Consider the following 23,366-nt stretch of genomic DNA (forward strand, 5'->3'; position numbering starts at 1 on the left):
TAGCATGCAAGAATTTGAAATTTTTGGGAATAAAGATACCCGTTCAGGTTTTGGAGAAGGACTTCTTGAAATCGGAAAGAAAAACCCGAATGTTGTTGCACTTTGTGCTGACCTGACCGGCTCATTAAAAATGAATGCCTTTCAGAACGAGTTCCCGGAAAGATTTTTTCAGGTAGGAATTGCTGAAGCCAACATGATGGGACTCGCTGCCGGAATGACTATAGGAGGAAAAATCCCATATACAGGAACTTTTGCAAACTTCTCTACCGGGCGTGTATACGATCAGATTCGTCAATCCATTGCTTATTCTCAGAAGAATGTCAAAATCTGTGCTTCTCATGCCGGGCTAACATTAGGTGAAGACGGAGCTACTCACCAGATTCTTGAAGACATCGGTATGATGAAAATGCTGCCAAACATGACCGTTATTGTTCCTGCTGATTTTAATCAGACCAAACAGGCTACAATTGCTATCGCAGATCATGTAGGTCCTGTTTATTTACGATTTGGTCGTCCTTCAGTTCCGATTTTTGTTAAACCGGATGCGAAGTTTGAAATTGGAAAAGCAGATGTTCTTATCGAAGGAACAGACGTAACAATCATAGCATGCGGACATCTTGTGTGGAAATCAATCGAAGCTGCTCAGGCACTTCACGAAAAAGGAATTTCTGCTGAAGTTATCAATATGCATACGATAAAACCACTGGATGAAGAAGCTATTTTGAAATCTGTTGCAAAAACAAAATGCGTAGTAACAGCAGAAGAGCACATGAGAAATGGTGGTTTGGGAGATTCCGTAGCACAAGTACTGGCTATGAACACTCCTGCTCCTCAGGAATATGTGGCAGTCAATGATACTTTCGGCGAAAGTGGAACTCCTAACGAATTAATGACCAAATATCATATTGATACAGTTGATGTTATTACAGCAGCTGAAAAGGTACTGGCTCGTAAAGCCTAGTTTCTTCTCCTTATGACCAGAAAGGATACTTTTCTTAAGCGTTTAGGACAAACATCCCCCTTCCCTTTTTTGATCGATGTGGATTATGCTGAAGGCATATACATCTACGATAAAGCAGGAAAGGCATACATGGATATGATTTCCGGTGTATCTGTTACTAACATCGGACATCGTCATCCTAAAGTAATTGCAGCACTGAAAAAGCAACTGGATAAGCATCTGCATGTGATGGTTTATGGAGAATTTATTCAGGATAGTGAAAATGAATTTGCAGAAAAGTTAACAGCTATACTGCCGGAAAGTTTGAATTGTGTATATGCTGTAAACTCTGGAACAGAAGCAAATGAAGCTGCACTGAAATTGGCAAAAAGAATTACGGGCAGAACCGAGTTGATTTCTTTTCGAGGATCTTATCATGGCTCCACACACGGATCTATGAGTGTCTCCGGAAATGAGATTAAAAAGCTAGCTTTCCGTCCGTTATTACCTGATGTACAATTCCTTCAACACAACTTTATCAGTGACCTGGAGCGAATTACAGAAAAAACAGCGGGGGTTATTATAGAAACTATTCAAGGTGATGCGGGAGTTCGCGTTCCTTCTGTTGAATTTCTGCAGGCACTTCGTAAACGATGTTATGAAACAGGAGCCCAACTTATTTTTGATGAAGTTCAGGTAGGTTTTGGAAGGACGGGTAGAAATTTTGCATTTGAACACTACGCAATTGTACCCGATATTTTAACATTGGGAAAGGCCTTGGGAGGAGGAATGTCTTTCGGAGCATTTGTTTCTTCTTATGACAAGATGAAGTTATTGTCTTTTGATCCTATACTTGGTCATATCACTACTTTCGGAGGGCATCCGATGAATTGTGCAGCAGCAGCAGCAGCGTTAGATGTTCTCGTCACAGAAGTAGACATGAATGAAGTAGAACGACTAGGATATTTACTGGAAAAAATCGTTAGTCAATCTGACGAAATAAAAGAAGTAAGACGAAAAGGAATGTTATTTGCATTTGACATGGTCTCAGCTGACAGGGTAGCAAAAGTTGTAGACAGATGCCTTGAAAAAGGACTTATTAGTTTTTGGTTCCTTTCACATCCTTACAGTTTCCGTTTATCTCCTCCACTGACTATCACAGAAAGTGAAATTCGAAAGGCAGGACAAATAATATTGGACGCAATCAAAGAGACAGAGTAATTCTCAGAATCTGTTTCTTTTGTTAAAAATTTCTAATAATACGCTCCCGCCTGAAATAATTTCTACCTTTATAATAAGATTAAGAATTTCAAATGGAATCTTTCAGGTGTAATACACGCGTTTTGTGTGTGTTTTTTTGTAAAGTAACGGAAAAGCAATTATGATACTGTTACTTATATACCTTTTTATAGCAATTTTCACTTCTTTTCTTTGTTCTATAATGGAGTCCGTATTGCTATCACTACCGATTTCCTATCTTAAATCAAGAGCTGAAAAAGGAGACCGGAATGCTGATTCTATGGTTAAGCTGAAAGAAGACATTGATAAACCGTTGTCTGCCATCCTTTCCTTAAACACCGTAGCCCATACAGTCGGAGCTGCCGGAGTTGGTGCACAAGCTTCCATTGTCTTTGGGGAAGCCTATTTCGGGTTGGTTTCTGCTATTCTTACTGTTTTAATATTGGTTCTTACAGAAATTATTCCCAAAACATTAGGAGCTAGTCATGCTAAAGATCTGGTAGGACTAACGGCTAAGATTATAAAGGGAATGATTATTCTTACCTATCCTTTAGTTGTTGTTTCTGCATTTATAACCAAACTGATTTCGAGGAATAAGGAAGGTGATTTTACAATTTCGAGGGACGAAATTTCTGCGTTAGCCAGTATTGGTACGCGCGAAGGAATTTTTATTGAAAAGGAGAATAAAATCATTCAAAACCTGATAAAACTAAAAGGTATCCGCGTATCGGAAATCATGACCCCACGTGTGGTAGTTGTAATTGCCAATGAAGAAATGACTCTACAGGATTTCTTAAAAAACAAAGATTTTCTGCACTTCTCCCGCATTCCGGTTTACAGAGAGAACAGTGATAATATCACCGGATATGTCTTCCGCTCTATGGTATTTGAGAAACTGGCCGAAGATCAGTTTAATCTTAAACTAAAAGACATTAAACGAGACATTCTGATTTTCCCAAAGTCCACAACCCTTTTCAATGCGTGGGATGAAATGCTTTCAAAAAAAGAACATATTTCTCTTGTTGTAGACGAATATGGGGGAATGGATGGAATTACAACTCTGGAGGATATTATCGAATCTTTGCTTGGCTTCGAAATTGTTGATGAAAAAGACAAAGTTGAAAACATGCAACAGTACGCAACCGAACGTTGGAGGACGAAACAGAAAAAATATATTCTACTGAAAGAAAGTCAGAAAAGCAAAGAAGAAAATAACGAATAGTTTCGTTGTTATTCGCTGATAACTTTTTGAAAGTACGGAAGGGCTTGTACCAAACGGCTTCCATACCACGAGAAGAACTCACCATCCAACAATCGAACTTCTGCATCGGGACATAGCGCTTTATACCGCCGAATATGTTCCTCTTTATACGGATATGGTTCTGAGCTCAATATAATTAAATCGGGATGCAAGCAGACAATCTCTTCATCGGACAACTCCGGGTATCTTACCTGTTCTTCTAAAACATTCTCCCACCCGATTCTTGTTATCATATCATGAATAAAAGTGGTGCTACCTGCTGCCATAACCGGTCTTTCCCAAATTAAATACAGCACTCTTTTTCTTTTTTCAGCTTGTTGAATAGCTTCAAAACCTTCTCGAATTGTAGTAATCATTGAACGGGTTTTCTCTATCCTATTAGTCAGAACACCAATACGCTTGATCATATCCAGCGCTTCTTCCAGTGTATGAATATCAGAAACCCAAACAGGTGCAATACGCGCTAACTTTTCAATATCCTCTTTGGTATTCTCTTCCTTATTAGCGATAATAAGATCCGGGGCCAACGCCTGCACCTTATCGATGTCTACGTTTTTTGTCCCTCCTACTCTTGTTTTTGATCGAAACCAGGTATCGGGATGAATACAAAACTTTGTAATTCCGACAACCTCATCTTCCAGCCCCAGATCAAAAAGAAGCTCGGTCTGACTGGGCACTAAAGAAACGATTCGCCTTGGAAAATTTTCCAGGCGAATCGTTCGGTTCATTTGATCTTTATATTCCATTCGGCACAGGTTTTACGCCATTGCCGCTATAATGTCATGACGCGTAATAATATGGTATCCGTTCCCTGTATTAACCAAAACTGCAGGAACATCTTTAGTGATTAACGCCGATATCTTTTCAATCGTAGCTGTACTGTCAACCACAGGTAAAGGCGGATGCATAATCTGTGAAACAGGTTTATTCAATAAATCCGGTTGCTCACACAACAACTGAAAAACGTGAAGATCATCCACAAATCCAACAAACTCTCCTTCTTTCATCACCGGAATCTGAGAAATAGAATGTTTCTTCATTTTCGCAACCGCATGTGACAACAACTCTTCCGAATACAATGTCACCAAAGGCTGATCTCCATGACGACCGACAATATCTCCCGCGTTCTTCGTTTCTTCCTCAAGGAAGCCACGTTCACGCATCCAGTCATCATTAAAAATTTTCCCGACATATCGACTACCATGGTCATGGAAAAGCACAACTACAACATCGTCTTCCTTCAACTCATCTTTTAGCTGTAAAATCCCTTTAATTGCAGCCCCGGCGGAATTTCCTACGAATATTCCCTCTTCTCTTGCCAGTTTACGTGTATAAACAGCAGCATCCTTATCCGTAACTTTTTCGAATTTATCAATCACATCAAAATCCACATTGGCAGGAAGGATATCCTCTCCTATCCCCTCCGTGATATACGGATAAATCTCTGCTTCATCAAAAATTCCTGTCTCATGGTACTTTTTGAAAACAGAACCATACGTGTCAATACCCCAGATCTTAATGTTTGGATTTTTTTCCTTTAAGTATTTCCCTACTCCTGAAATAGTCCCTCCGGTTCCAACACCAACTACAAAGTGCGTTATTTTACCATCTGTTTGCTCCCAGATCTCAGGTCCGGTCGATTCATAATGCGCTTCACGATTCGATAAATTGTCATATTGATTGACATACCATGAATTAGGGATTTCATTCGCAAGACGTTTTGAAACCGAATAATACGATCTTGGATCACTCGGATCAACCGCTGTAGGACAAACAACGACTTCAGCACCTACCGCTCTAAGGATATCCATTTTTTCCTTCGATTGCTTATCATTCAGAACACAAATCAATTTATATCCTTTTACGATAGCCCCCAAAGCCAATCCCATACCGGTATTTCCTGAAGTACCCTCAATAATGGTACCTCCCGGTTTTAGTAAACCTGCTTTTTCAGCGTCTTCAATCATTTTAACCGCCATACGGTCTTTCACTGAATTTCCGGGGTTAGTAGTTTCTACTTTCGCAAGAATCGTAGCCTTTACGTCCTTTGTCAGTTTATTTAAACGTACAAGCGGAGTATTCCCGATTGTCTCAAGTATGTTGTTATACACCTTCATAAATTCTCTTTTCTTTGACAAAGATAATAGTATAAAACGGAATAGCCGGGGTATCAACTCCTGTTTTCCGGCAATTCCCCGGACGGAGTCCCCCAATCGTTTTCAAATGACACAGAAGCTATTAACAAGAGCCTATTTCAAACATCCCATGATCTCTATTTATTCACTAATTTTGTAGAATGAAATGGAAATTTCCGTCCCCTGATCCTTTTATCATCGGAATTATCCTGATGATTGTGGTCGCTTCTATTTTCCCCTTCCGGGAATCATACAGTATTCATTTCCCTCTCAAAGACATTATCTACTGGGGAATTACAGGGATTTTCTTTCTTTACGGGTTAAAACTAAACCCTAAACAGATCCGTCAGGACATGAGTAACTGGCGACTTCACATCCTGATTCAGTCAGCAACTTTTTTATTTTTCCCTCTGATTATTTTACCTTTTTACTCTTTGTTTGCAGGAGGACCTTACGAAAATATCTGGCTGGCAGCTTTCTTTCTGGCTGCCCTGCCCTCAACAGTTTCCTCTTCCGTAGTGATGGTATCAATAGCCAAGGGGAATATTCCATCTGCCATATTTAATGCCAGTATCTCAGGATTAATCGGATTAATTGCCACTCCTCTCTGGATGAGTATCTTTTTATCTGCAAACGGAGAAGGTCCTGAACTTTCCGAAACGATCCAACAATTGGTTCAGCAGATATTACTCCCTGTTGCTTTAGGGTTATCACTGAATAAGTACCTGGGAACAACCGCTCAAAAACACAAATCCCTGATCGGATGGTTTGACAAAATCATTATTTTTCTGATTATTTATAAAAGTTTCTCCACCGCCTTCCTTTCCGGAGTATTTACTCAACTCCCACCGGTTTCGTTACTTTTACTTGCTGTTTGTATTATTGCGCTCTTTTTCCTTGTATTTTATAGCATCCGTTTTTTATCACGAAAATTTCATTTTTCAAGAGAAGATACAATAACAGCTTTATTTTGCGGTTCAAAAAAATCACTGGTTCACGCATCAGTTTTTGTGATTATTCTGGTTACAGATAGTGCGGCTCAAAGTTTATTTCTGCTTCCTGTTATGGTGTATCATGCTTTTCAGCTTTTTTACACCAGTTACCTCGCCCGGAAATGGGGAAAAGAACAATAAAGTTGTATTAATCGGTCAAACGAAGCAGCAGATTCGGGTTAGGACAATTCGCACTTAGATCCGACAACTCTTCTTCCGAGCTTACCCCCGGATAATCCCCCTCTTTTCCCTGCATATCCAGAATAATCTGAAAGTGAAGATGTGGAGGATAATCTCCGTTTACAGTCCGGTCTCCTAACTCTCCAATCTTTTCGCCTGCTTTAACTTGTTTTCCTTTCCAAAGTCCTTGTAAACTATTCACTGATAGATGACCGTATAAGGTATGAAAAACCTGCCCGGCAAACTGATGTTTCAAAATTATTGTAGGGCCATAATCTCCCAGTGAATCATTGTTCTGAAAACTATGTACTTCTCCTTCCAAAGCTGCGAGAACAGGTGTACCGGAATCGCACCAAAGGTCTATTCCCAGATGAATAGTACGCTCCGGAGTTTGAGAATCTCTAAAAACAGGGCTTCTTTTATAAATGGCTCTTCGCTCCAGATAACCTCCCCACAAATAGTCCACATCAAGATCAGCTATGATTCCATCCACATACTTACAGAAGGCTTCGCTATCACTTACCTCCACACTATTCTGTTCCGTAAAAACCTCTGACAAATCAAGCCGGGCATACTTGCTCCCGATTTCTAATACCCGGGCTTCTGGTAAAGCGCTAAAAAAAGCAGTATTAAATACAGACATACTTCAAAGTTACTAATGGGATTTTGTAAACCCAAATCAACGGTCCGCGATTTTGCGAAAATAACCAGTAAACGAAAATTAATGTACCTTTAAAAATCAATTCGTTTTTAAGAAGAATTTCATGTCTGGACAACCGTTAAAAATACTAAAAGCTTCTGCTGGATCAGGTAAAACCTATGCCCTGGTTCAGGCATTTTTAAAGATTGTGATTACCAATGATAACCCCGATCACTTTGCGAGGGTTATGGCAATGACTTTCACCAATAAAGCGGCTTTGGAAATGAAAGAGCGAGTGATTAAAGCACTGGTACAACTCAGTTTTCAGGAAGCGGAGGACATTAAGTTTGTAAATGACACCTGTACAGCAATTGGTATTCCTCCGCATGAAATCCAAACAAAGGCTAAAAGAATTCTTAAACGTATTCTTCACAACTTTAATGATCTCTCCGTTCAGACGATTGACAAATTTAATATCCGGCTTGTCCGGTCATTTACCCGAGATCTTGATCTCCCGGGCGATTTTGAAATTCTTCTGGATACGGAAGAACTTCTTTCCCGTACGATTGATAAGTTAGTAGATGAAATAGGTGAAAAAGGGAAAGAAAAAATATCCAATCTTCTTATTTCTTTTGCCCGACACAATATTGACGAAGAAAAACACTGGGATTTTAGAAAATCACTACTCGACTTCCTAAAAATGACCGAAAAGGAGGAGTTTAAGGAGGTCATTGATATCATATCAAGAACCGAATTTACAAAAGAGAAAAAAGAAGCAATTTCTCTGGTTTGTCAACACCTGGAAGAACAGTTCAATCTGAAAAAAGCTTCGATTGTTCGCACGATTGAAAGTAATAACTGGACAAAAGAAGATTTTAAAATCGGGCGTGCTAATCCTTATGACAGAATTTGTCAGATTCCAGAACTTTCATTAGCAGATATGACAATCCGGTCAAGTACGGAAATAAGTGCAGTATCTCCTACAGAGGCGATGCTTAAAGCCATTCTTTCAGAAGCGGAAGGAGGTGCTAAAACAGCTATTTCTCCTGAGTTTTTCCAGCAATTACTGGATTTCTACAATTATACAGAGAGCATCAAAGACGAGTATATGGTACACAAGTACGCAATTGATAGTTTTCATCAATTGGCGCTGCTTAAATATACTTCCGAACTCATCAAAGAAACGCGAAACAGGGAAAACATCTTACAAATCAGTGAGGTAAACGGTTTAATATCAGAGCTCATTCAGTCAGAATCCGCACCTTTCATTTACGAACGAATCGGTACACGCTATGACAATTACCTGTTGGACGAATTTCAGGATACATCACGGTTACAGTGGCTCAACCTGATTCCCTTGCTACATGATTCTATGGGAGAGAATAATAGTAATCTGATTGTTGGAGATGCCAAACAGGCTATTTACCGGTTCAGAAACGGGCTTGTAGAACAGTTTGCTGCTTTGCCTGCTATCTACAACCCGGAAGACAACCCCGAAATAGCGATGAAGTCGGTTTATTTTCAACAAATGAGTTTACCCGATACACTTCAGTATAATTTCAGATCCAAAAAAGAAGTGGTCGAATTCAACAATACTCTTTTTGCCGGAATCCGTGAGCAACTTCACCCCGATTACGCCCCCTATTATAATAACGAGGATTTAGTCCAGATAGCCCGGGGAGCTTCCGGCGGATATGTGAAATTTGAACTTTCCTCTCCTGATAACACCAATGAAACGTCAGAGGAAGAAGATGAATCCACACCACAGGAATTATCATTCATAGACAAAACAATTGAAGAAGCTGTTGCGGACGGATACAGTACCGGAGATATTTGTATTCTGGCAAGAAAACGCGGGCATTGCGAGGAATGGGCAAATTACCTGATCAAAAAAGGATATTCCGTTATTTCGGACGAAGGGATGAAAGTAAGTCAATCCCCCTGGGTGACAACCCTTGTTGCCTGTCTTGAATACAGAAATACCCCTTTATCGGAAACTCATCAACTACTTTTATCGGAGAGCTTTTTGCTCGCAAAGCAAATAGAGCCTTTTAAGACACTTGTTCCTTATATAGAAGAAAGAAAGTTCGACTTTCGAAGATTCTGTAACGATTTTTTTCAATCCGAATCGGCATTGGACTTTACCTATGAAAACCTGTACGATTTTTCGCAACACCTGTTAAAAATCTTCCAAATACGGGAAACAGATGATCCGTATATTCATTATTTCTGCAATATGCTTCTCAATTTTGACCTTACCTCAGGTCCCGATCTGTCGCGTTTTCTGGAGCATTATCGCACAAAAGGGCATAAAGAAAGTATTCCTCTCCCGGAGCAGAGTGATGCCATTACCATCATGACTGTACACAAATCGAAAGGACTTGAGTTCCCGATCGTTCTGCTTCCCAATATGAAATGGAGATATTCCCTCCTTCCCGGAGAACAATATATCTTCCATGACAAACAATATGATCAGGTATTTTATCAGGCCATTAGCTCCAACCGGACGAAAATTCAGGCAGAAGTCTACGAACGAAAACTCGCGACCAACCTTCTGGATGAAGTAAACCTGTTTTATGTGGCTTGTACACGTGCTGTTGATCGCCTGTATGGATTCATAGACACAGCCAAATCCAGAGGAGGGAAGTATCTTACCGATATTATTCTGGAAACCATACAAAACCTTTCAATTCTGGAAACGGAAGAAGAATACTTCAGCGTCTATGGAAGCCGAACATATACGCCTCATCCTAAAACTCCGGTCGATAAATTTAAACTGAAACCGGAAGGAGAAAAACTGTGGTTCCCGGACATTTCACTGATCGATAAAGAAAACATTGATGATCTGGATATCAGTTCCGAACGGATTTATGGCCGCAACCTCCATCGGGTCATGCAGGAAATTACTCAGCCGGAAGAGCTACAAAGTGTTATTCAGCAATTGACCCTTGAAAAAGTAATTGAAACTGAATTTGCTCCACCTATAGAAGACAACATCCGGAAACTACTGGACACTCCTGAAATAAAAGAAATTATCCTTCCTCAGGAGGGAGAGAAAGTACTGGATGAGCGGGAAATCATTCTTTCCAAAAATGAAAAAATACGACCCGACCGGGTAATTGTCAGAGGAACGGCTGCCCGGATTATAGACTATAAAACAGGTATTCCACGAGAGAAGGATAAAAAACAGATTTTATCTTACGCACTTGCCCTACAACAAATGGGCTTTGAAACTTGTAGTGCTTATGTTTTATACACGGATTCAGAACAATTGATTCAATTACGCTAATACTATGCTCAGGAAATTTCTATTTACCATTTATCTGTTTCTCACACTCCCTTCCCTGTCACAATCAGGACCGATGGTAGAGAAAATCATTGATTTTGAAACAAATGAATCGGCTTTCATCGTTACGCAGGAGTTTATGTTACACATGAAAAGCGGAGACACGGTATTTGTTGAGTGGAATCTTCAGCCAGAAAGAACCGGATTCGTTATTGACGACTTTGTTCTCTTCTTTCCGGAAGATTTTAAAGGGAATTTACGTAAATCCATCCTTACTTTTCATTTAGAAGATGGTCAGCAAATTCTCCTTCCTGCTTCCTATTTTATGAAGGAGTTATCCGCTCTTTTTTTCACGCTCTCTCCTACACAAAAAAGAACGATCAGCCGCTCTCCCCTTAAAACCATTACACTTTCCTCTTCAAAACAAACCTATTATTTCTTTGATCTTTCCGGACGCAACAAATATTTTATGCAGCAACTTTTTGAAGAAGAACAGAACACTATCTATTCTCCCGTAAACTGGTTGAATCCTTATTATTACGATGAGTAGAGAACAGTCGTAACAGATATTTTTTCTTCACGGGTTGAATACCACTCCGAATATTATTATTTTTACCGAAAATTCACAAGACTATGGACGACAACAACAATTATTTTGACGATTCGACAGCTGGCGTAGGTACTATCTATACAGTAGTTTGTTTGGCAATCGTTATTGGAATTTTAATCTTCGGATAAAAAAGGAGAATAGAGAATTCTCCTTTTTTTATTTCATCTCATTCTCAAACGGGAATTGAGGTATCTTCACTTCTACTTTCGCATTCGGGTTTTTATACCTGATGAATTCAACGATCTTATCCGTAAAATCATCCAAACCGGGACGTAACTGCTCGAAGGAAATCTCCAGTACTTTATATCCCCTATCGTATTCGTATTCAATATATCCGAATTTAGCTACTTTTTCCGAATTATAATAAATGAACTCTTTATCATACGAAAATTTACTGATCTCATCTTCAGTTAATGTCATCTTGTATCGAATACCACTGCAAGAAACTAAAACAGCAGCTACAAATCCTAAAATCAAAATTCGTTTCATTCTTCTTTTTTCAGCAAAGCTAGGACGGTTTATCTGCTTGTGAGTTAACACAAGGTTAATAATAGTTAACAGTAACATTATCCTTTCAGGCCTTTATTTAAAGTCTCCCCCTTTCACCATTTACAGCAAAAGAGAGAGACTTCAGGCAGTAGGTTAGGTTGAAACGCAACTGAATTGATTTGCCTGTAATCAACACGTCAAAGTTCCGGAAGAAAAGCGCACCACCTGTTTATTAATCAATTGTATCTGTAAGTTATTCGTTTGAAAACTTTTTTACCACTAAAAACCAATAATTTAAACCTCAAACACAAGCAATCGAAGTGTTCTGTTTTCTTTTGTTTATTTTCGTTACTTTCTTCGTATGAAAACGGGAAAACAACAGCAAAGCATTCGCATTTTTTTATTAAATTCGCATCGCTTGTAAAAGTCAATTCAAGGACTGAATTCAAGTAGGTTATTTGAAATTTTATCCAATAAATAATACATGTAAAATGGCATCAAAAATCATTTACACAAAAACGGACGAAGCTCCTTTTTTAGCAACTTATTCATTATTACCAATCATTAAAGCTTTTGCTGGTTCAGCAGGAGTAGAAATGGAAACCAGAGATATCTCCCTTGCAGGACGTATTCTGGCAAACTTCCCAGAGTATCTTTCTTCTGAACAGCAAATCAATGATGATCTTGCTGAATTAGGCCAGTTGGTTACTCAACCTGATGCCAATATTATCAAACTACCTAATATCAGCGCTTCTGTACCACAGATAAAAGCAGCTGTAAAAGAACTTCAATCGCAAGGATATAAGCTTCCTGATTATCCGGAAGAACCTAAGAATGAAGATGAAAAGGCAATTAAATCCAAATACGACAGAGTAAAAGGGAGTGCTGTGAATCCGGTACTTCGCGAAGGGAACTCCGATCGTCGTGCTCCTAAAGCAGTAAAGAATTATGCCAAGAAAAACCCGCATAGTATGGGGGCGTGGGCTTCCGACTCCAAGTCTCATGTATCTACAATGACTTCCGGGGATTTTGCGCACAATGAAAAATCGGTAACGCTTCAAAAAGCGGGAAGTGTACGCATTGAAATGACAAACAACACAGGACAAACAACAGTCCTGAAAGAAAACCTAAAAGTACAGGAAGGGGAAATCATTGATGCAACTATTTTAAACAAACAAGCTTTACTGCAATTCATCAGCCAGCAGATTGAAGAAGCTAAAGCGCAGGGCGTGCTTTTCTCGCTTCACATGAAAGCAACCATGATGAAAGTTTCCGACCCTATTATTTTCGGTCATGCTGTTGAAGTATTCTTTAAAGATGTCTTTGAAAAGCATGGTGCGACATTCAAAGAACTTGGTGTTGACGTAAGAAACGGGTTCGGTGATCTTATTGCAAAGATCGAAACACTGGATGAAGGAAAAAAACTGGAAATACTCGCTGACATTAATAGCGTATATGCATTACGTCCGGAACTTGCTATGGTGAACTCAGATAAAGGCATTACCAATCTTCACGTTCCAAGTGACGTGATTATCGATGCTTCTATGCCTGCTATGATCCGTAATTCGGGACGTATGTGGAACAAAGAAGGAAAAGCACAAGATACGAAAGCCGTTATTCCTGACAGCAGTTATGCTGGTGTATACAGTGCTACTATTGATTTTTGTAAGAAAAATGGTGCTTTTGATCCTACCACGATGGGAACGGTTCCGAATGTCGGGTTGATGGCACAAAAAGCGGAAGAGTACGGATCTCATGATAAAACATTTGAAATCAAAGGGAATGGTATTGTTAAAGTGGTTGATCAGGACGGAAACGTATTGATGCAACACGATGTTAACGATGGTGATATCTGGAGAATGTGTCAGGTGAAAGATGCTCCTGTTCAGGACTGGGTTAAGCTTGCTGTAAACCGTGCTCGTGCAACAGCAACACCTGCTGTATTCTGGTTAGACAGTAACCGTGCTCATGATGCAGAGTTAATTAAAAAGGTAAATCTATACCTGAAAGATCATGACACAGAAGGTTTGGAAATTCTCATCAAATCTCCGGTAGAGGCAACTCTTTACACATTGGACCGATTGAAAAAAGGAGAGGACACTATTTCTGTAACCGGAAACGTTCTTCGTGATTATCTTACCGATTTATTCCCTATTCTGGAGCTGGGAACCAGTGCAAAAATGCTTTCTATCGTTCCGTTAATGAATGGCGGAGGTCTTTTTGAAACCGGTGCAGGAGGTTCTGCTCCTAAGCATGTTGAGCAATTCCTTGAAGAAAACCACTTGCGTTGGGATTCGTTAGGTGAATTCCTTGCTATTGCTGTTTCGTTTGAGCATTTAGCACAAACGACCAACAATGAAAAAGCACAGATATTGGCAGACACATTGGATGAAGCAACCGGAAAATTCCTTGAAAACGATAAATCTCCATCCCGTAAAGCAGGAGAATTGGATAACAGAGGAAGTCACTTCTACCTTGCGACCTATTGGGCTGAAGCTCTTGCTAACCAATCTAAAGATGCTGAGTTAAAGGCACTTTTTGCGCCAATAGCCGAAGAGATGAAAGCTAATGAAGATAAGATTATTGATGAACTAAACAGCGTTCAGGGACAACCTGTAGATATCAAAGGATACTATCACCCGAATGAGATGTTAACTTCATCTGCAATGCGTCCAAGTGTAACTTTAAATACAATTTTGGATAAATTAGCTGTTGAAGCCTAAAAAATAGCTAACAATAAGCATATCAAAATGGCGGGTTTTATATCCGCCATTTTTAATAAACACCACTTTTCATCAATATGGAAGCCAATACATTCAAACGCGAAGTACGGATTACCGAAGATGGTTCGAAAACGATTTATATTCCGGAAATGGATGAAAATTATCATTCGTTTCACGGTGCACTACAGGAAGCCCGACATGTATTTATCCAACATGGCTTGTTACATACAGATCAAAAAGAACTCTCTGTTCTGGAAGTTGGTTTTGGTACAGGTCTGAACGCACTGCTAACTGCTTTAGAGGCTGAAAAAGAGAAAAGAAAAGTTTCCTATTTTGGACTGGAAGCCTATCCGGTAGAACGTGAAATTCTGGCTCAGATGGATTATTGTTCGGTCATTTCTGAAAGCAATTGTCAGTTACTTTATGACGCAATACACGCGTCCGAATTTGGCGAAAAATGCGATGTCTCGACATTTTTTAATATCGAGAAAATTCAGGAAAAACTGGAAGACTATATCCCCTCGGAAAGCAAATTTGACTTGATTTATTTTGATGCGTTCGGCCCCCGTGCCCAGGCGGATATGTGGAACAAAGAACATTTTGAAAAGCTATATCACGCATTAAAGCCGGGAGGAATATTTGTTACCTATTGCGCCAAGGGACAGGTAAAAAGAGATTTGAAAGCTGTAGGATTTAGCCTTGAAGCACTTCCGGGACCTCCGGGAAAAAGAGAAATGACACGGGGAAGGAAATAAACGGATGAAAATCCTCCCCCAAATGTCATTTTATTTCCATCCACCACCTAAAGCCCGGTATAGATGAATCATTGCTTTATACTTACTTAATTCATCCGATATTTCTTCAATCTGCGCTCCAAGTAATGCCTGTTCAGATGTAAGAACATCTGTATAGTTTGTAGAACTTGTGAATTCCAATAACTTCATTCGGAAAGTAACTGCATTTTGTAACGCCTCAATTTGCTTTTCTCTGATTACTTCTTTTTCCTCTATTGTTTTGTAAGCAAAAAGAGCATCTGTCACTTCCTGCCCGGCAACCAGCATGCTTTTCTCGAAATTATTAAACGCTTGTTGTTGCGCCAGTAAGGCATTCCTGTGATTCGCCTTCAACTTTCCTCTCTGAAAGAGCGGTTGCGTCAATCCACCTACGATATTCGCAAAAATACTTTTCGGATCAAGTAAGGTACGTGTTGTTAAAGCCGAAATTCCAAAAGTACCCGAAGTAAGAGTAATGGAAGGATAGAAAGATGCTTTCGCTACATTAGTTTGTTCAAAAGCTTCTCTGAAAGCCCATTCCGCCTCCATCACATCGGGACGATTTTGCAACAACCGAACCGGAACTCCCACCATCAATTCACGGGAAAGGTCTACCTCATCCAACTTCGACCGATCAATGGCTTGAAATGGTTTTCCCAATAAAACACATAACGCATTTTCCAGTTCCCGAATCGATCGTCTTAATTCAGGAACCTGAATTTCCGCAGCATACAGATTAGATTCTGCCTGTACCAGATCTGCGCGGGTAATCGTACCTGCCTCCAATAATGAGGACAGAGTATTCACGGTCTCTTTACGCAAATCAATTGTCCGCAGCGTAATTTCCAACTGTTTATCCAACGCCATTAGCGTAAAGTACGATTCGGCAACAGAACTGATCAACGATGTCTGATACGCTCGTTTACCCGACTCAGCTTTCATAAATGAGGCATACGCCTTATTCTTAGCCGCTGTCATTTTTCCCCATATTTCCAATTCCCATGAACTGGAAACACCAATCGACACGTTTGTCGTTTTGAGATTAATGTTAACAGATGGAGGCAAATTCAATGAATTCTGCGACGTATTATTGTACGTAACAGAAGGAGAGAAATCTAAACTCGGCAAGAAAGCCAGTTTACTCTGCTTCAGTGAATTCTCTGCAGCCTGAATAGATAGTACAGCATTCTGAAAATCATAATTATTCGCCAGAGCCTCGTCTATCAGAACCAACAATTTAGGGTCCTTAAAAAACTCTTCCCATGAAATATCCCCGATACTTAACGTATCTGTAACCGTAGTATCTCGATATAATGAATCAACAAGTCCTTCTGAAAAATCAGGACGTTCATATTTTTTGGTGACTACACCGCAGGCATTCAGAACAAGTAGTCCGAATAGTATCCCTGCTATAATTTTAACTGAAAAACGTTTCATATTATTCTTCATGAATTTCACTATTCTCTCTCTTTTTTCCGGAAACCTTTTCCTGTAAATACTGGAATACGACAAACAAAGCCGGGATAACCAGTATTCCCAACAAGGTTCCTGTTAACATTCCTCCAATAGCTCCTGTTCCAATGGAGTTGTTCCCGATAGCTCCCGCTCCTTTCGACAACATCAGCGGCAAAAGTCCTAAGATAAATGCAAAAGACGTCATCAAAATCGGGCGGAAACGCGCTACAGCACCTTGTACAGCAGCCTCAACAAGCCCCATTCCCCGCTTTCTTCTGTCAACCGAGTACTCTACAATCAGAATGGCGTTCTTAGCCAGCAATCCGATCAACATGATCAAGGTGATCTGCAAATAGATATTGTTACTAATATCAAAAAGATTTGCAAAAAGGAATGTTCCCGCTAATCCGACCGGTACCGATAACAAGACAGAGAATGGTAAAAGATAACTCTCGTATTGAGCTGCCAACAGGAAATAAACGAAAACAACTGATAACAGGAAGATGTATATCGTTTGACCACCTGCATTCAATTCTTCACGCGTCATTCCCGAAAACTCATATCCATAACCAACCGGTAGTGTTTCTTCTGCAACTTCTTCGATTGCATCAATCGCATCCCCAGATGAATATCCCTGATCAGGAGCACCGGTAATTGTGATACTGGTAAACAGGTTGAAACGATTAATAATCTGTGGTCCAAGTACTCGTTCTATCGTAATAAACTCAGTAATTGGTGCCATATCTCCGTTCGCATTTCTGACCATTATCTTTCGCAATGATTCTTTATCCGCACGGAATTCGGGTGCTGCCTGGTACATCACTCGATATTGCTTTCCGAAAGCGTTAAAGTTGGAAGCATAAACCCCTCCGTAATAACCTTGCAGCGTACTCAGAATATGATTAACAGGAATACCTGCTTTCTTCGCTTCTGCCGCCTTCACATCTATCAGGTATTGCGGGAAATTTGGAGAAAAAGAAGTCGAAGCATATTGAATTTCGGGACGACTGTTCAGTTTTGCTAAGAATTCATTTTTAACTCCGTCAAAATCGGTTATCGAGCCACCTTTTTGATCCTGAAGCTGCAATTCAAAACCGGAAGAGAATCCAAAACCGCGAATTGTAGGCGGCGCAAAGAAAATAATACGGGCATCATTTATTTTCCCTGTTTGCATAAAGAGCTTCTTAACGATACTCTGCACATCCTGACCTTGCTGTGTCCGCTCTGCCCACGGTTTCAACTTAACGATAATCATTCCGTAATTGGAACCGGAACCGGAAATCAATGACCGACCTGAAATTCTCAAGATATTATTGACCTCAGGGATTTCCTTCACTATTTTCTCTATCTCAAGTAATACTGTTTCTGTTCTTTCTATCGACGTTCCCGGAGGAAGAGAGATATCAGACATAATAGAACCCGTATCCTCATTAGGAACAAAGGCCTTTGGTGTTGTTTGCATCAGGAACACAAAGAGTCCTATAAATGCAGCAATAAAACCAAATGTCAGCCATTTTCGTGCGATAAAGAAGTTTACAATCTTTCCATATTTATTGGTCGTTGCTGTAAACCCTGTATTAAATGCCACATAAAATCGTTGCAAGAAATTCTTGTTCTTATGCTCTTCGTGTGGTTTCAAAAGGATAGCACAAAGTGCGGGAGACAATGTTAACGCGTTTACTGCTGAAAGTAGAATTGCAATCGCAAGAGTTAATCCGAATTGTTTATAGAATACACCTGCTGACCCGGAAATAAAACTCACCGGAACAAATACTGCCGCCATGACAAGTGTAATGGAGATTATTGCCCCAGAAATGTCATGCATTGCTGCAAAACTTGCTTTTCGGGCATTTTTTTCTCCTTCTTCCATTTTTGCGTGGACCGCCTCGACGACGACAATAGCGTCATCCACTACAATTCCCACCGCAAGTACCAAAGCAAATAAGGTCAACAGGTTGATGGTAAAACCAAATAAACTCAGGAAGAAAAATGTTCCGATGATAGCTACGGGAACAGAGATGGCAGGGATTAACGTAGAACGCCAATCCTGAAGGAAAAGAAATACAACAATAAATACGAGAATGAATGCCTCTACCAATGTAGAAATTACTTTCTTAATCGATGCATCCAGGAAATCATTTGCATTCACAAGACTGGTATAATCCACTCCGGAAGGAAATTTCACTTTTTCCTCCTCCAATACTTTCAAACAGTCTTCAATTACCTGCTGAGCATTGGAACCAGCTGTCTGACTGATTGCCACACCAACCGATCCGTTCCCGTTTGTAAACGAATTACTGGCATAACTTTGTGCGCCCAACTCAATACGAGCAATATCTTTCAAATAAAGTATCTGACCGCTCTCATCCGAACGAATCACAATATCTCCGAATTCAGTCTCATTTTGAAGACGTCCTCTGTATTTCAGCATATACTGAAAGGACTGATCTCCATTTTCCCCAAACTGACCGGGAGCTGCTTCAATATTCTGTTCAGCCAATACCGCCTGAATGTCATCCGGTACCAGTCCATAACTTGCCATCACATCCGGCTTCAGCCAGATCCGCATAGAGTAATCCTTCTGCCCGAATACCATAGCTTCTCCTACCCCGGTAACACGTTTAATCTTCGGTAGAATGTTAATATTGGCGTAGTTTTGCAAAAATGTCTGATCATACGCCGTGTTCTCCGAATACAACGAGAATATCAAAATGTTATCCGACTGTCTCTTGGCTGTATTCACCCCGGATCGGGTTACTTCCTGAGGCAAAAGAGGAGTTGCCCGGGCAACTCTGTTCTGCACATTTACAGCTGCAAGGTCAGGGTTAGTCCCCAGTTTGAAATAGATGTTAATATTTGCAGTTCCGTCATTGGAAGAAGTTGAAGTCATATATAACATGTCCTCTACTCCATTGATTTGCTCTTCCAGCGGAATTACAACAGAATTCATTACTACATCAGCATTAGCTCCCTGATAGTTTGCTGACACTGTCACTGTAGGAGGTGCAATCTCCGGATACTGCGATACAGGGAGTGTAATCAGACCTATTACTCCCAGAATGACAATGAGAATAGAAATAACCGTTGAAAGAACCGGTCTTTCAATAAACTTATTAAACATAAAAATCTTATTTACTTAAATTATCCGCCAGCTGAATGACTTCTTTTGTATCAACCTTAACCGGTTCAATGACTGTACCTTCTGTCAACAATCCTATTCCTTCTACAACAACGCGATCATTAACAGACAGACCTTCATCCACAACAAAATACTTTCCTCCTGGAACGGGACGCACTTTTACAGGAACACCTTTTACAGCATTTCCATCACCTACGATAAACGCCATGCGCTTGTCCTGCAACTCAACCGTTGCTCCCTGCGGAATTACAATACGATTCTCAACTTTAGTCGGGATTTGTATACGCGCACTTCCTCCGGAAAGAAGAACTCTTTCCTTATTCGGAAAAGCAGCTTTTACACGAACTGACCCTGTCAGAGTATTGACAATACCGGAAAAACTCTCTATATGCCCCTCTTCTTCATATTCTTCCCCCGTTGAAAGAATTAACGACACAGCATCCATATTTTTAATTTTCTCGGTCATGTCTTTCCCTTCCAGTTTTCTCATCATCTCTAACTGTTCTTTTTCATTCAGAGCAAAAGAAGCATAGACTTCGCTGATATCTGAAACGGTTGTTAACGGTTCTTGTGTAGCATTACTGATATAACTTCCTACTTTAAACGGAATAACTCCCACAACACCATTAACCGGGCTTTGAATCTTAGTATAACCTACATTGGTTCGGGCATTAGATAACTGTGCCTTAACCTGTGCCAAATTAGCCTCCGCAGATTTCAGTTTCAATTCCGCTGCCTGCAGATCAAATGCAGAAACAATTTTCTCATCTACCAATGGACGTGTTTTCTCTACCTGAAGGCGAGCTGTCGCGATTTCTGATTCGGCAGCCGCTCTAGACGCTTCAAGCCGCATAACATCCTGATTGTACTGCGGATTCGAGATCGTAAACAATAGCTGTCCTTTTTTTACTTCCTGTCCTTCAATAACGTGGATCTGCTCAATATATCCGTCAATCTTTGAACGGATACTTACATCCTGCTTTCCTTCCAGTGTCGCAGGGTATGAAGTCAACAATGTTACATTTTCACCTGTTGCTTCGATGAACTTATACGGCTTAGCCTGCTGTACCTGCTTACCATCCTGTTCACTCTGACCACAAGCCGCCAACATTAGCAAACCCGTGATCCCTGCAATAAATTTAAACCTCCTCATTCCTACTTTTACTGTTTTAATTAAATACCATCCGTAAAGCAACTTCTTTACGGTCTGCCAACATTTGTTCGTAATCGTGTTCCGAAATATTAAATGCACTTTGGTAAATTGGCTTCATCACTTTTGGATATGAAATCAAAGCGATAATCGTAATGATAAAATCAATTGGCTGCTTGAATTTTAATCTTCCTGCCTTTATCTCCTCATCCACCTCACAAAGAAAAACCGACAACTCTTCAATATATTTAGGTTGTACAATGGATGCTTCCCTGTTCGAAATTTTCGCCGTCTCGTGGATATTAAATACTTCTAAAAACGGATATCTATCCCTGAATTCAAGAACAAAGTCAATAAACAACTCTACTTTTTCCCTGAAAGGAACTTTTTCCAGATATACCCGTGCAAGCTCTCCCTTCATCTCTTTCATTACCTCAGCATGCGCTTTCGCAAAGAGGTTCTGTTTAGAACGGAAATAATAATTTACAAGGGTTCTATTCACACCCGCAAAATCAGCGATTTCCTGAGTGCTTGCATGTAGCAACCCACGTGAAAAGAAAAGCTCTTTTGCTTTCATTAACAATTGCTCTTCTGTTGACTCACAAGGATTTGACGATTCGTTTAACATACTGTTTGACAAAAATGTCAACAAAAGTAATCAATTAACCCGACCAGCATATAGTTACCTGGGTAATTTAACATTTTTTTAATTCGTAATAGACAATTCCTGCCGGGAAACTGAGGGTTAGTTAACACAAAAAAACGGCTCCTGTTAAGAAGCCGTTCCACTATTTATATTTTCCAGGATTACATTAACATACCTCCGCAAACATGCAAAGTCTGTCCTGTAACATATGCTGACATTTCAGAAGCCAGAAATACAGTAGCATTTGCCACATCTTCCGGTGTCCCTCCTCTTTTAAGAGGAATTGAAGCTCTCCATTCTTCAACTACTTTCGGGTCAAGCACTTCCGTCATTTCCGTTTCAATAAATCCGGGAGCAATGGCATTACAACGAATATTTCGGGATCCCAGCTCCTGTGCAACTGATTTCGAAAAACCAATCATTCCCGCTTTCGAAGCTGCATAGTTTGCCTGTCCGGCATTTCCTGAAACCCCGACAACCGACGACATATTAATAATTGACCCCGATTTCGCCTTCAACATAGGACGAATAACCGCCTTCGTAAGGTTAAAAGCAGATTTCAAATTGGTATTGATAACCTCATCCCACTGGTCTTCTGTCATTCGCATTAAAAGTGTATCGCGTGTAATTCCGGCATTATTAACAAGCACATCTACTTTACCATAGGTAGCCACCACATCATCCACCAGTTGTTGGGCTGCATCAAAATCACCGGCATTTGATTTGAATCCTTTTGCCACACCACCATTCGCTGTTAATTCCTGCTCTAATGCTTTAGCTTTTTCGTCTGAAGAAACGTACGTAAATGCAACGGTTGCTCCTTGTTCAACAAATTTTTGAGCGATCGCTTTACCAATTCCTCTTGACGCTCCTGTTATAATTGCCACTTTTCCTTCCAGTAATCTCATAATGTATTGTTTAAGCCCATCCCGAATCAATTCAGGTGGCCAAATATAGGTAGTCTGTCTCAGAAAAAGAAACCCATAATAAATTATTGATTGTCTACAGGGATAAGATCAATAAACCAGTAAGCCGCCTCTTCATATTCTGCTGAAGGAGCCGGATATGTTTTTTTAACGATTTCCCCCTTAGAAAACTGAACCGGTTTAGTAAACAACGGCCCATCAAATACAAAAGTATGAAACTCTCCATTTTCGCCACAGGGATCGACTCCCTCTGGTAATTCCTCCAGCAGTTTCCTGTCCATAACTCGTCCGACAAAACTTTGGCCCAAAACACGTGCATCGACACAGGTAATTATTGTTTTAAACCCCAGATCTATAAATTCTCGTATCAATTCTCCTGTATTTCTTCCCCAAAGCGGGAAAACAGCAGTAATACCTGCTTTTTTAAGGTTGTTCTCCCGATAGGCACGTAAATCTTCCAGAAAAATATCCCCAAATGCAGCATACGAAACACCTCTTTGGGTATATATTTTCAATTGTTTCTGCATACGTGCTTCATACACTTCCATATTCGTGTTTTCAGGAATATACATCAGATCACAAGGAAGCCCGATGGCTTTTACCTGTTCTTTCAAAAGCTCTGTACGCACACCATGCATAGAGATGCGATCCGCACCGGAAGTAACGGTTGTCAAAAGCGAAACAACTTCAAAATCTGCTGTTTGTTGTAAGGTATAAAGTGCCATACAAGAGTCTTTTCCTCCACTCCAATTCAGAAAAACCCTCTCCCGCTCTTTCATTTA

The 23,366-nt window shown here is 40.1% G+C and carries 18 protein-coding genes; 8 read left to right on the forward strand and 10 right to left on the reverse strand.

All coding sequences use genetic code 11. The features are described from left to right. The first annotated feature begins 4 nt into the window (after positions 1–4). From AC4PL9_RS03395 to AC4PL9_RS03405, 3 genes are all read left to right on the forward strand, one after another. On the forward strand, positions 5–961 hold the full coding sequence (locus AC4PL9_RS03395) for a transketolase family protein (protein ID WP_491603371.1): 957 nt from the start codon (positions 5–7) through the stop codon (positions 959–961). 12 nt (positions 962–973) lie between these two features. Beyond that, the gene (locus tag AC4PL9_RS03400) at positions 974–2,161 is read left to right on the forward strand and encodes an aspartate aminotransferase family protein (RefSeq protein ID WP_491603372.1); all 1,188 of its coding nucleotides are present in this window, start codon (positions 974–976) and stop codon (positions 2,159–2,161) included. 160 nt (positions 2,162–2,321) lie between these two features. Further along, positions 2,322–3,401, forward strand: coding sequence for a CNNM domain-containing protein (locus AC4PL9_RS03405; protein ID WP_491603373.1), 1,080 nt, complete (start codon positions 2,322–2,324; stop codon positions 3,399–3,401). A gap of 8 nt (positions 3,402–3,409) precedes the next feature. Here AC4PL9_RS03405 and AC4PL9_RS03410 read toward each other — a convergent pair whose 3' ends face one another. Together AC4PL9_RS03410 and AC4PL9_RS03415 are read right to left on the reverse strand one after the other, a co-directional pair. Further along, positions 3,410–4,186 carry an ABC transporter substrate-binding protein gene (locus tag AC4PL9_RS03410; protein WP_491603374.1) on the reverse strand — a complete coding sequence of 259 codons (777 nt, stop codon included), beginning with the start codon at positions 4,184–4,186 and terminating at the stop codon, positions 3,410–3,412. 12 nt (positions 4,187–4,198) lie between these two features. After that, positions 4,199–5,557: a pyridoxal-phosphate dependent enzyme gene (locus AC4PL9_RS03415; protein ID WP_491603375.1), complete on the reverse strand. Its 1,359-nt coding sequence runs from the start codon at positions 5,555–5,557 to the stop codon at positions 4,199–4,201. 179 nt (positions 5,558–5,736) lie between these two features. Between AC4PL9_RS03415 and AC4PL9_RS03420 the strand changes: the two genes are divergently transcribed. Next, the gene (locus AC4PL9_RS03420) at positions 5,737–6,708 is read left to right on the forward strand and encodes a bile acid:sodium symporter family protein (RefSeq protein WP_491603376.1); all 972 of its coding nucleotides are present in this window, start codon (positions 5,737–5,739) and stop codon (positions 6,706–6,708) included. A 7-nt stretch (positions 6,709–6,715) separates the two neighbouring features. Here the strand turns inward: AC4PL9_RS03420 and AC4PL9_RS03425 are convergent, their stop codons facing one another. Then, positions 6,716–7,390: a peptidoglycan DD-metalloendopeptidase family protein gene (locus AC4PL9_RS03425; protein ID WP_491603377.1), complete on the reverse strand. Its 675-nt coding sequence runs from the start codon at positions 7,388–7,390 to the stop codon at positions 6,716–6,718. A 121-nt stretch (positions 7,391–7,511) separates the two neighbouring features. Here AC4PL9_RS03425 and AC4PL9_RS03430 point away from each other — a divergent pair, with 121 nt between their 5' ends. Next, positions 7,512–10,676 carry a UvrD-helicase domain-containing protein gene (locus tag AC4PL9_RS03430; protein ID WP_491603378.1) on the forward strand — a complete coding sequence of 1,055 codons (3,165 nt, stop codon included), beginning with the start codon at positions 7,512–7,514 and terminating at the stop codon, positions 10,674–10,676. A gap of 4 nt (positions 10,677–10,680) precedes the next feature. Continuing rightward, positions 10,681–11,223, forward strand: coding sequence for a hypothetical protein (locus tag AC4PL9_RS03435; protein ID WP_491603379.1), 543 nt, complete (start codon positions 10,681–10,683; stop codon positions 11,221–11,223). A 216-nt stretch (positions 11,224–11,439) separates the two neighbouring features. On the opposite strand, the gene AC4PL9_RS03440 is transcribed toward AC4PL9_RS03435, so the two are convergent. Continuing rightward, on the reverse strand, positions 11,440–11,772 hold the full coding sequence (locus AC4PL9_RS03440; protein ID WP_491603380.1) for a hypothetical protein: 333 nt from the start codon (positions 11,770–11,772) through the stop codon (positions 11,440–11,442). Between the two features lie 491 nt (positions 11,773–12,263). Here AC4PL9_RS03440 and AC4PL9_RS03445 point away from each other — a divergent pair, with 491 nt between their 5' ends. Together AC4PL9_RS03445 and mnmC2 are read left to right on the forward strand one after the other, a co-directional pair. Next, the gene (locus AC4PL9_RS03445) at positions 12,264–14,495 is read left to right on the forward strand and encodes an NADP-dependent isocitrate dehydrogenase (protein ID WP_491603381.1); all 2,232 of its coding nucleotides are present in this window, start codon (positions 12,264–12,266) and stop codon (positions 14,493–14,495) included. A 77-nt stretch (positions 14,496–14,572) separates the two neighbouring features. Then, positions 14,573–15,250: a tRNA (5-methylaminomethyl-2-thiouridine)(34)-methyltransferase MnmC2 gene (mnmC2, locus tag AC4PL9_RS03450; RefSeq protein WP_491603382.1), complete on the forward strand. Its 678-nt coding sequence runs from the start codon at positions 14,573–14,575 to the stop codon at positions 15,248–15,250. A gap of 30 nt (positions 15,251–15,280) precedes the next feature. Here mnmC2 and AC4PL9_RS03455 read toward each other — a convergent pair whose 3' ends face one another. From AC4PL9_RS03455 to AC4PL9_RS03480, 6 genes are all read right to left on the reverse strand, one after another. Then, complete coding sequence (locus AC4PL9_RS03455) at positions 15,281–16,717, reverse strand: efflux transporter outer membrane subunit (protein WP_491603383.1); 1,437 nt, start codon at positions 16,715–16,717, stop codon at positions 15,281–15,283. Continuing rightward, the gene (locus tag AC4PL9_RS03460; RefSeq protein ID WP_491603384.1) at positions 16,707–19,844 is read right to left on the reverse strand and encodes an efflux RND transporter permease subunit; all 3,138 of its coding nucleotides are present in this window, start codon (positions 19,842–19,844) and stop codon (positions 16,707–16,709) included. Before AC4PL9_RS03460 ends, AC4PL9_RS03455 begins: the two co-directional genes overlap by 11 nt. Before the next feature lie 7 nt (positions 19,845–19,851). Further along, complete coding sequence (locus AC4PL9_RS03465) at positions 19,852–21,015, reverse strand: efflux RND transporter periplasmic adaptor subunit (RefSeq protein ID WP_491603385.1); 1,164 nt, start codon at positions 21,013–21,015, stop codon at positions 19,852–19,854. 16 nt (positions 21,016–21,031) lie between these two features. After that, complete coding sequence (locus tag AC4PL9_RS03470) at positions 21,032–21,640, reverse strand: TetR/AcrR family transcriptional regulator (RefSeq protein ID WP_491603386.1); 609 nt, start codon at positions 21,638–21,640, stop codon at positions 21,032–21,034. Positions 21,641–21,819: 179 nt separating this feature from the next. Continuing rightward, the gene (fabG, locus tag AC4PL9_RS03475; protein ID WP_491603387.1) at positions 21,820–22,566 is read right to left on the reverse strand and encodes a 3-oxoacyl-[acyl-carrier-protein] reductase; all 747 of its coding nucleotides are present in this window, start codon (positions 22,564–22,566) and stop codon (positions 21,820–21,822) included. An 83-nt stretch (positions 22,567–22,649) separates the two neighbouring features. Next, positions 22,650–23,363: a Dph6-related ATP pyrophosphatase gene (locus AC4PL9_RS03480; protein WP_491603388.1), complete on the reverse strand. Its 714-nt coding sequence runs from the start codon at positions 23,361–23,363 to the stop codon at positions 22,650–22,652. Positions 23,364–23,366: the final 3 nt, after the last annotated feature.

This window comes from Wandonia sp., assembly GCF_984588085.1.

Bases quoted from the DNA above. Each gene is read 5' to 3' on its own strand.
- AC4PL9_RS03445 (WP_491603381.1), top strand. From the start codon at position 12,264: ATGGCATCAAAAATCATTTACACAAAAACGGACGAAGCTCCTTTTTTA.
- AC4PL9_RS03395 (WP_491603371.1), top strand. From the start codon at position 5: ATGCAAGAATTTGAAATTTTTGGGAATAAAGATACCCGTTCAGGTTTT.
- AC4PL9_RS03400 (WP_491603372.1), top strand. From the start codon at position 974: ATGACCAGAAAGGATACTTTTCTTAAGCGTTTAGGACAAACATCCCCC.
- AC4PL9_RS03440 (WP_491603380.1), bottom strand. From the start codon at position 11,772: ATGAAACGAATTTTGATTTTAGGATTTGTAGCTGCTGTTTTAGTTTCT.
- AC4PL9_RS03420 (WP_491603376.1), top strand. From the start codon at position 5,737: ATGAAATGGAAATTTCCGTCCCCTGATCCTTTTATCATCGGAATTATC.
- AC4PL9_RS03410 (WP_491603374.1), bottom strand. From the start codon at position 4,186: ATGGAATATAAAGATCAAATGAACCGAACGATTCGCCTGGAAAATTTT.
- AC4PL9_RS03405 (WP_491603373.1), top strand. From the start codon at position 2,322: ATGATACTGTTACTTATATACCTTTTTATAGCAATTTTCACTTCTTTT.
- AC4PL9_RS03455 (WP_491603383.1), bottom strand. From the start codon at position 16,717: ATGAAGAATAATATGAAACGTTTTTCAGTTAAAATTATAGCAGGGATA.
- fabG (WP_491603387.1), bottom strand. From the start codon at position 22,566: ATGAGATTACTGGAAGGAAAAGTGGCAATTATAACAGGAGCGTCAAGA.
- AC4PL9_RS03430 (WP_491603378.1), top strand. From the start codon at position 7,512: ATGTCTGGACAACCGTTAAAAATACTAAAAGCTTCTGCTGGATCAGGT.
- AC4PL9_RS03425 (WP_491603377.1), bottom strand. From the start codon at position 7,390: ATGTCTGTATTTAATACTGCTTTTTTTAGCGCTTTACCAGAAGCCCGG.
- AC4PL9_RS03465 (WP_491603385.1), bottom strand. From the start codon at position 21,015: ATGAGGAGGTTTAAATTTATTGCAGGGATCACGGGTTTGCTAATGTTG.
- AC4PL9_RS03460 (WP_491603384.1), bottom strand. From the start codon at position 19,844: ATGTTTAATAAGTTTATTGAAAGACCGGTTCTTTCAACGGTTATTTCT.
- AC4PL9_RS03435 (WP_491603379.1), top strand. From the start codon at position 10,681: ATGCTCAGGAAATTTCTATTTACCATTTATCTGTTTCTCACACTCCCT.
- mnmC2 (WP_491603382.1), top strand. From the start codon at position 14,573: ATGGAAGCCAATACATTCAAACGCGAAGTACGGATTACCGAAGATGGT.
- AC4PL9_RS03480 (WP_491603388.1), bottom strand. From the start codon at position 23,363: ATGAAAGAGCGGGAGAGGGTTTTTCTGAATTGGAGTGGAGGAAAAGAC.
- AC4PL9_RS03470 (WP_491603386.1), bottom strand. From the start codon at position 21,640: ATGTTAAACGAATCGTCAAATCCTTGTGAGTCAACAGAAGAGCAATTG.
- AC4PL9_RS03415 (WP_491603375.1), bottom strand. From the start codon at position 5,557: ATGAAGGTGTATAACAACATACTTGAGACAATCGGGAATACTCCGCTT.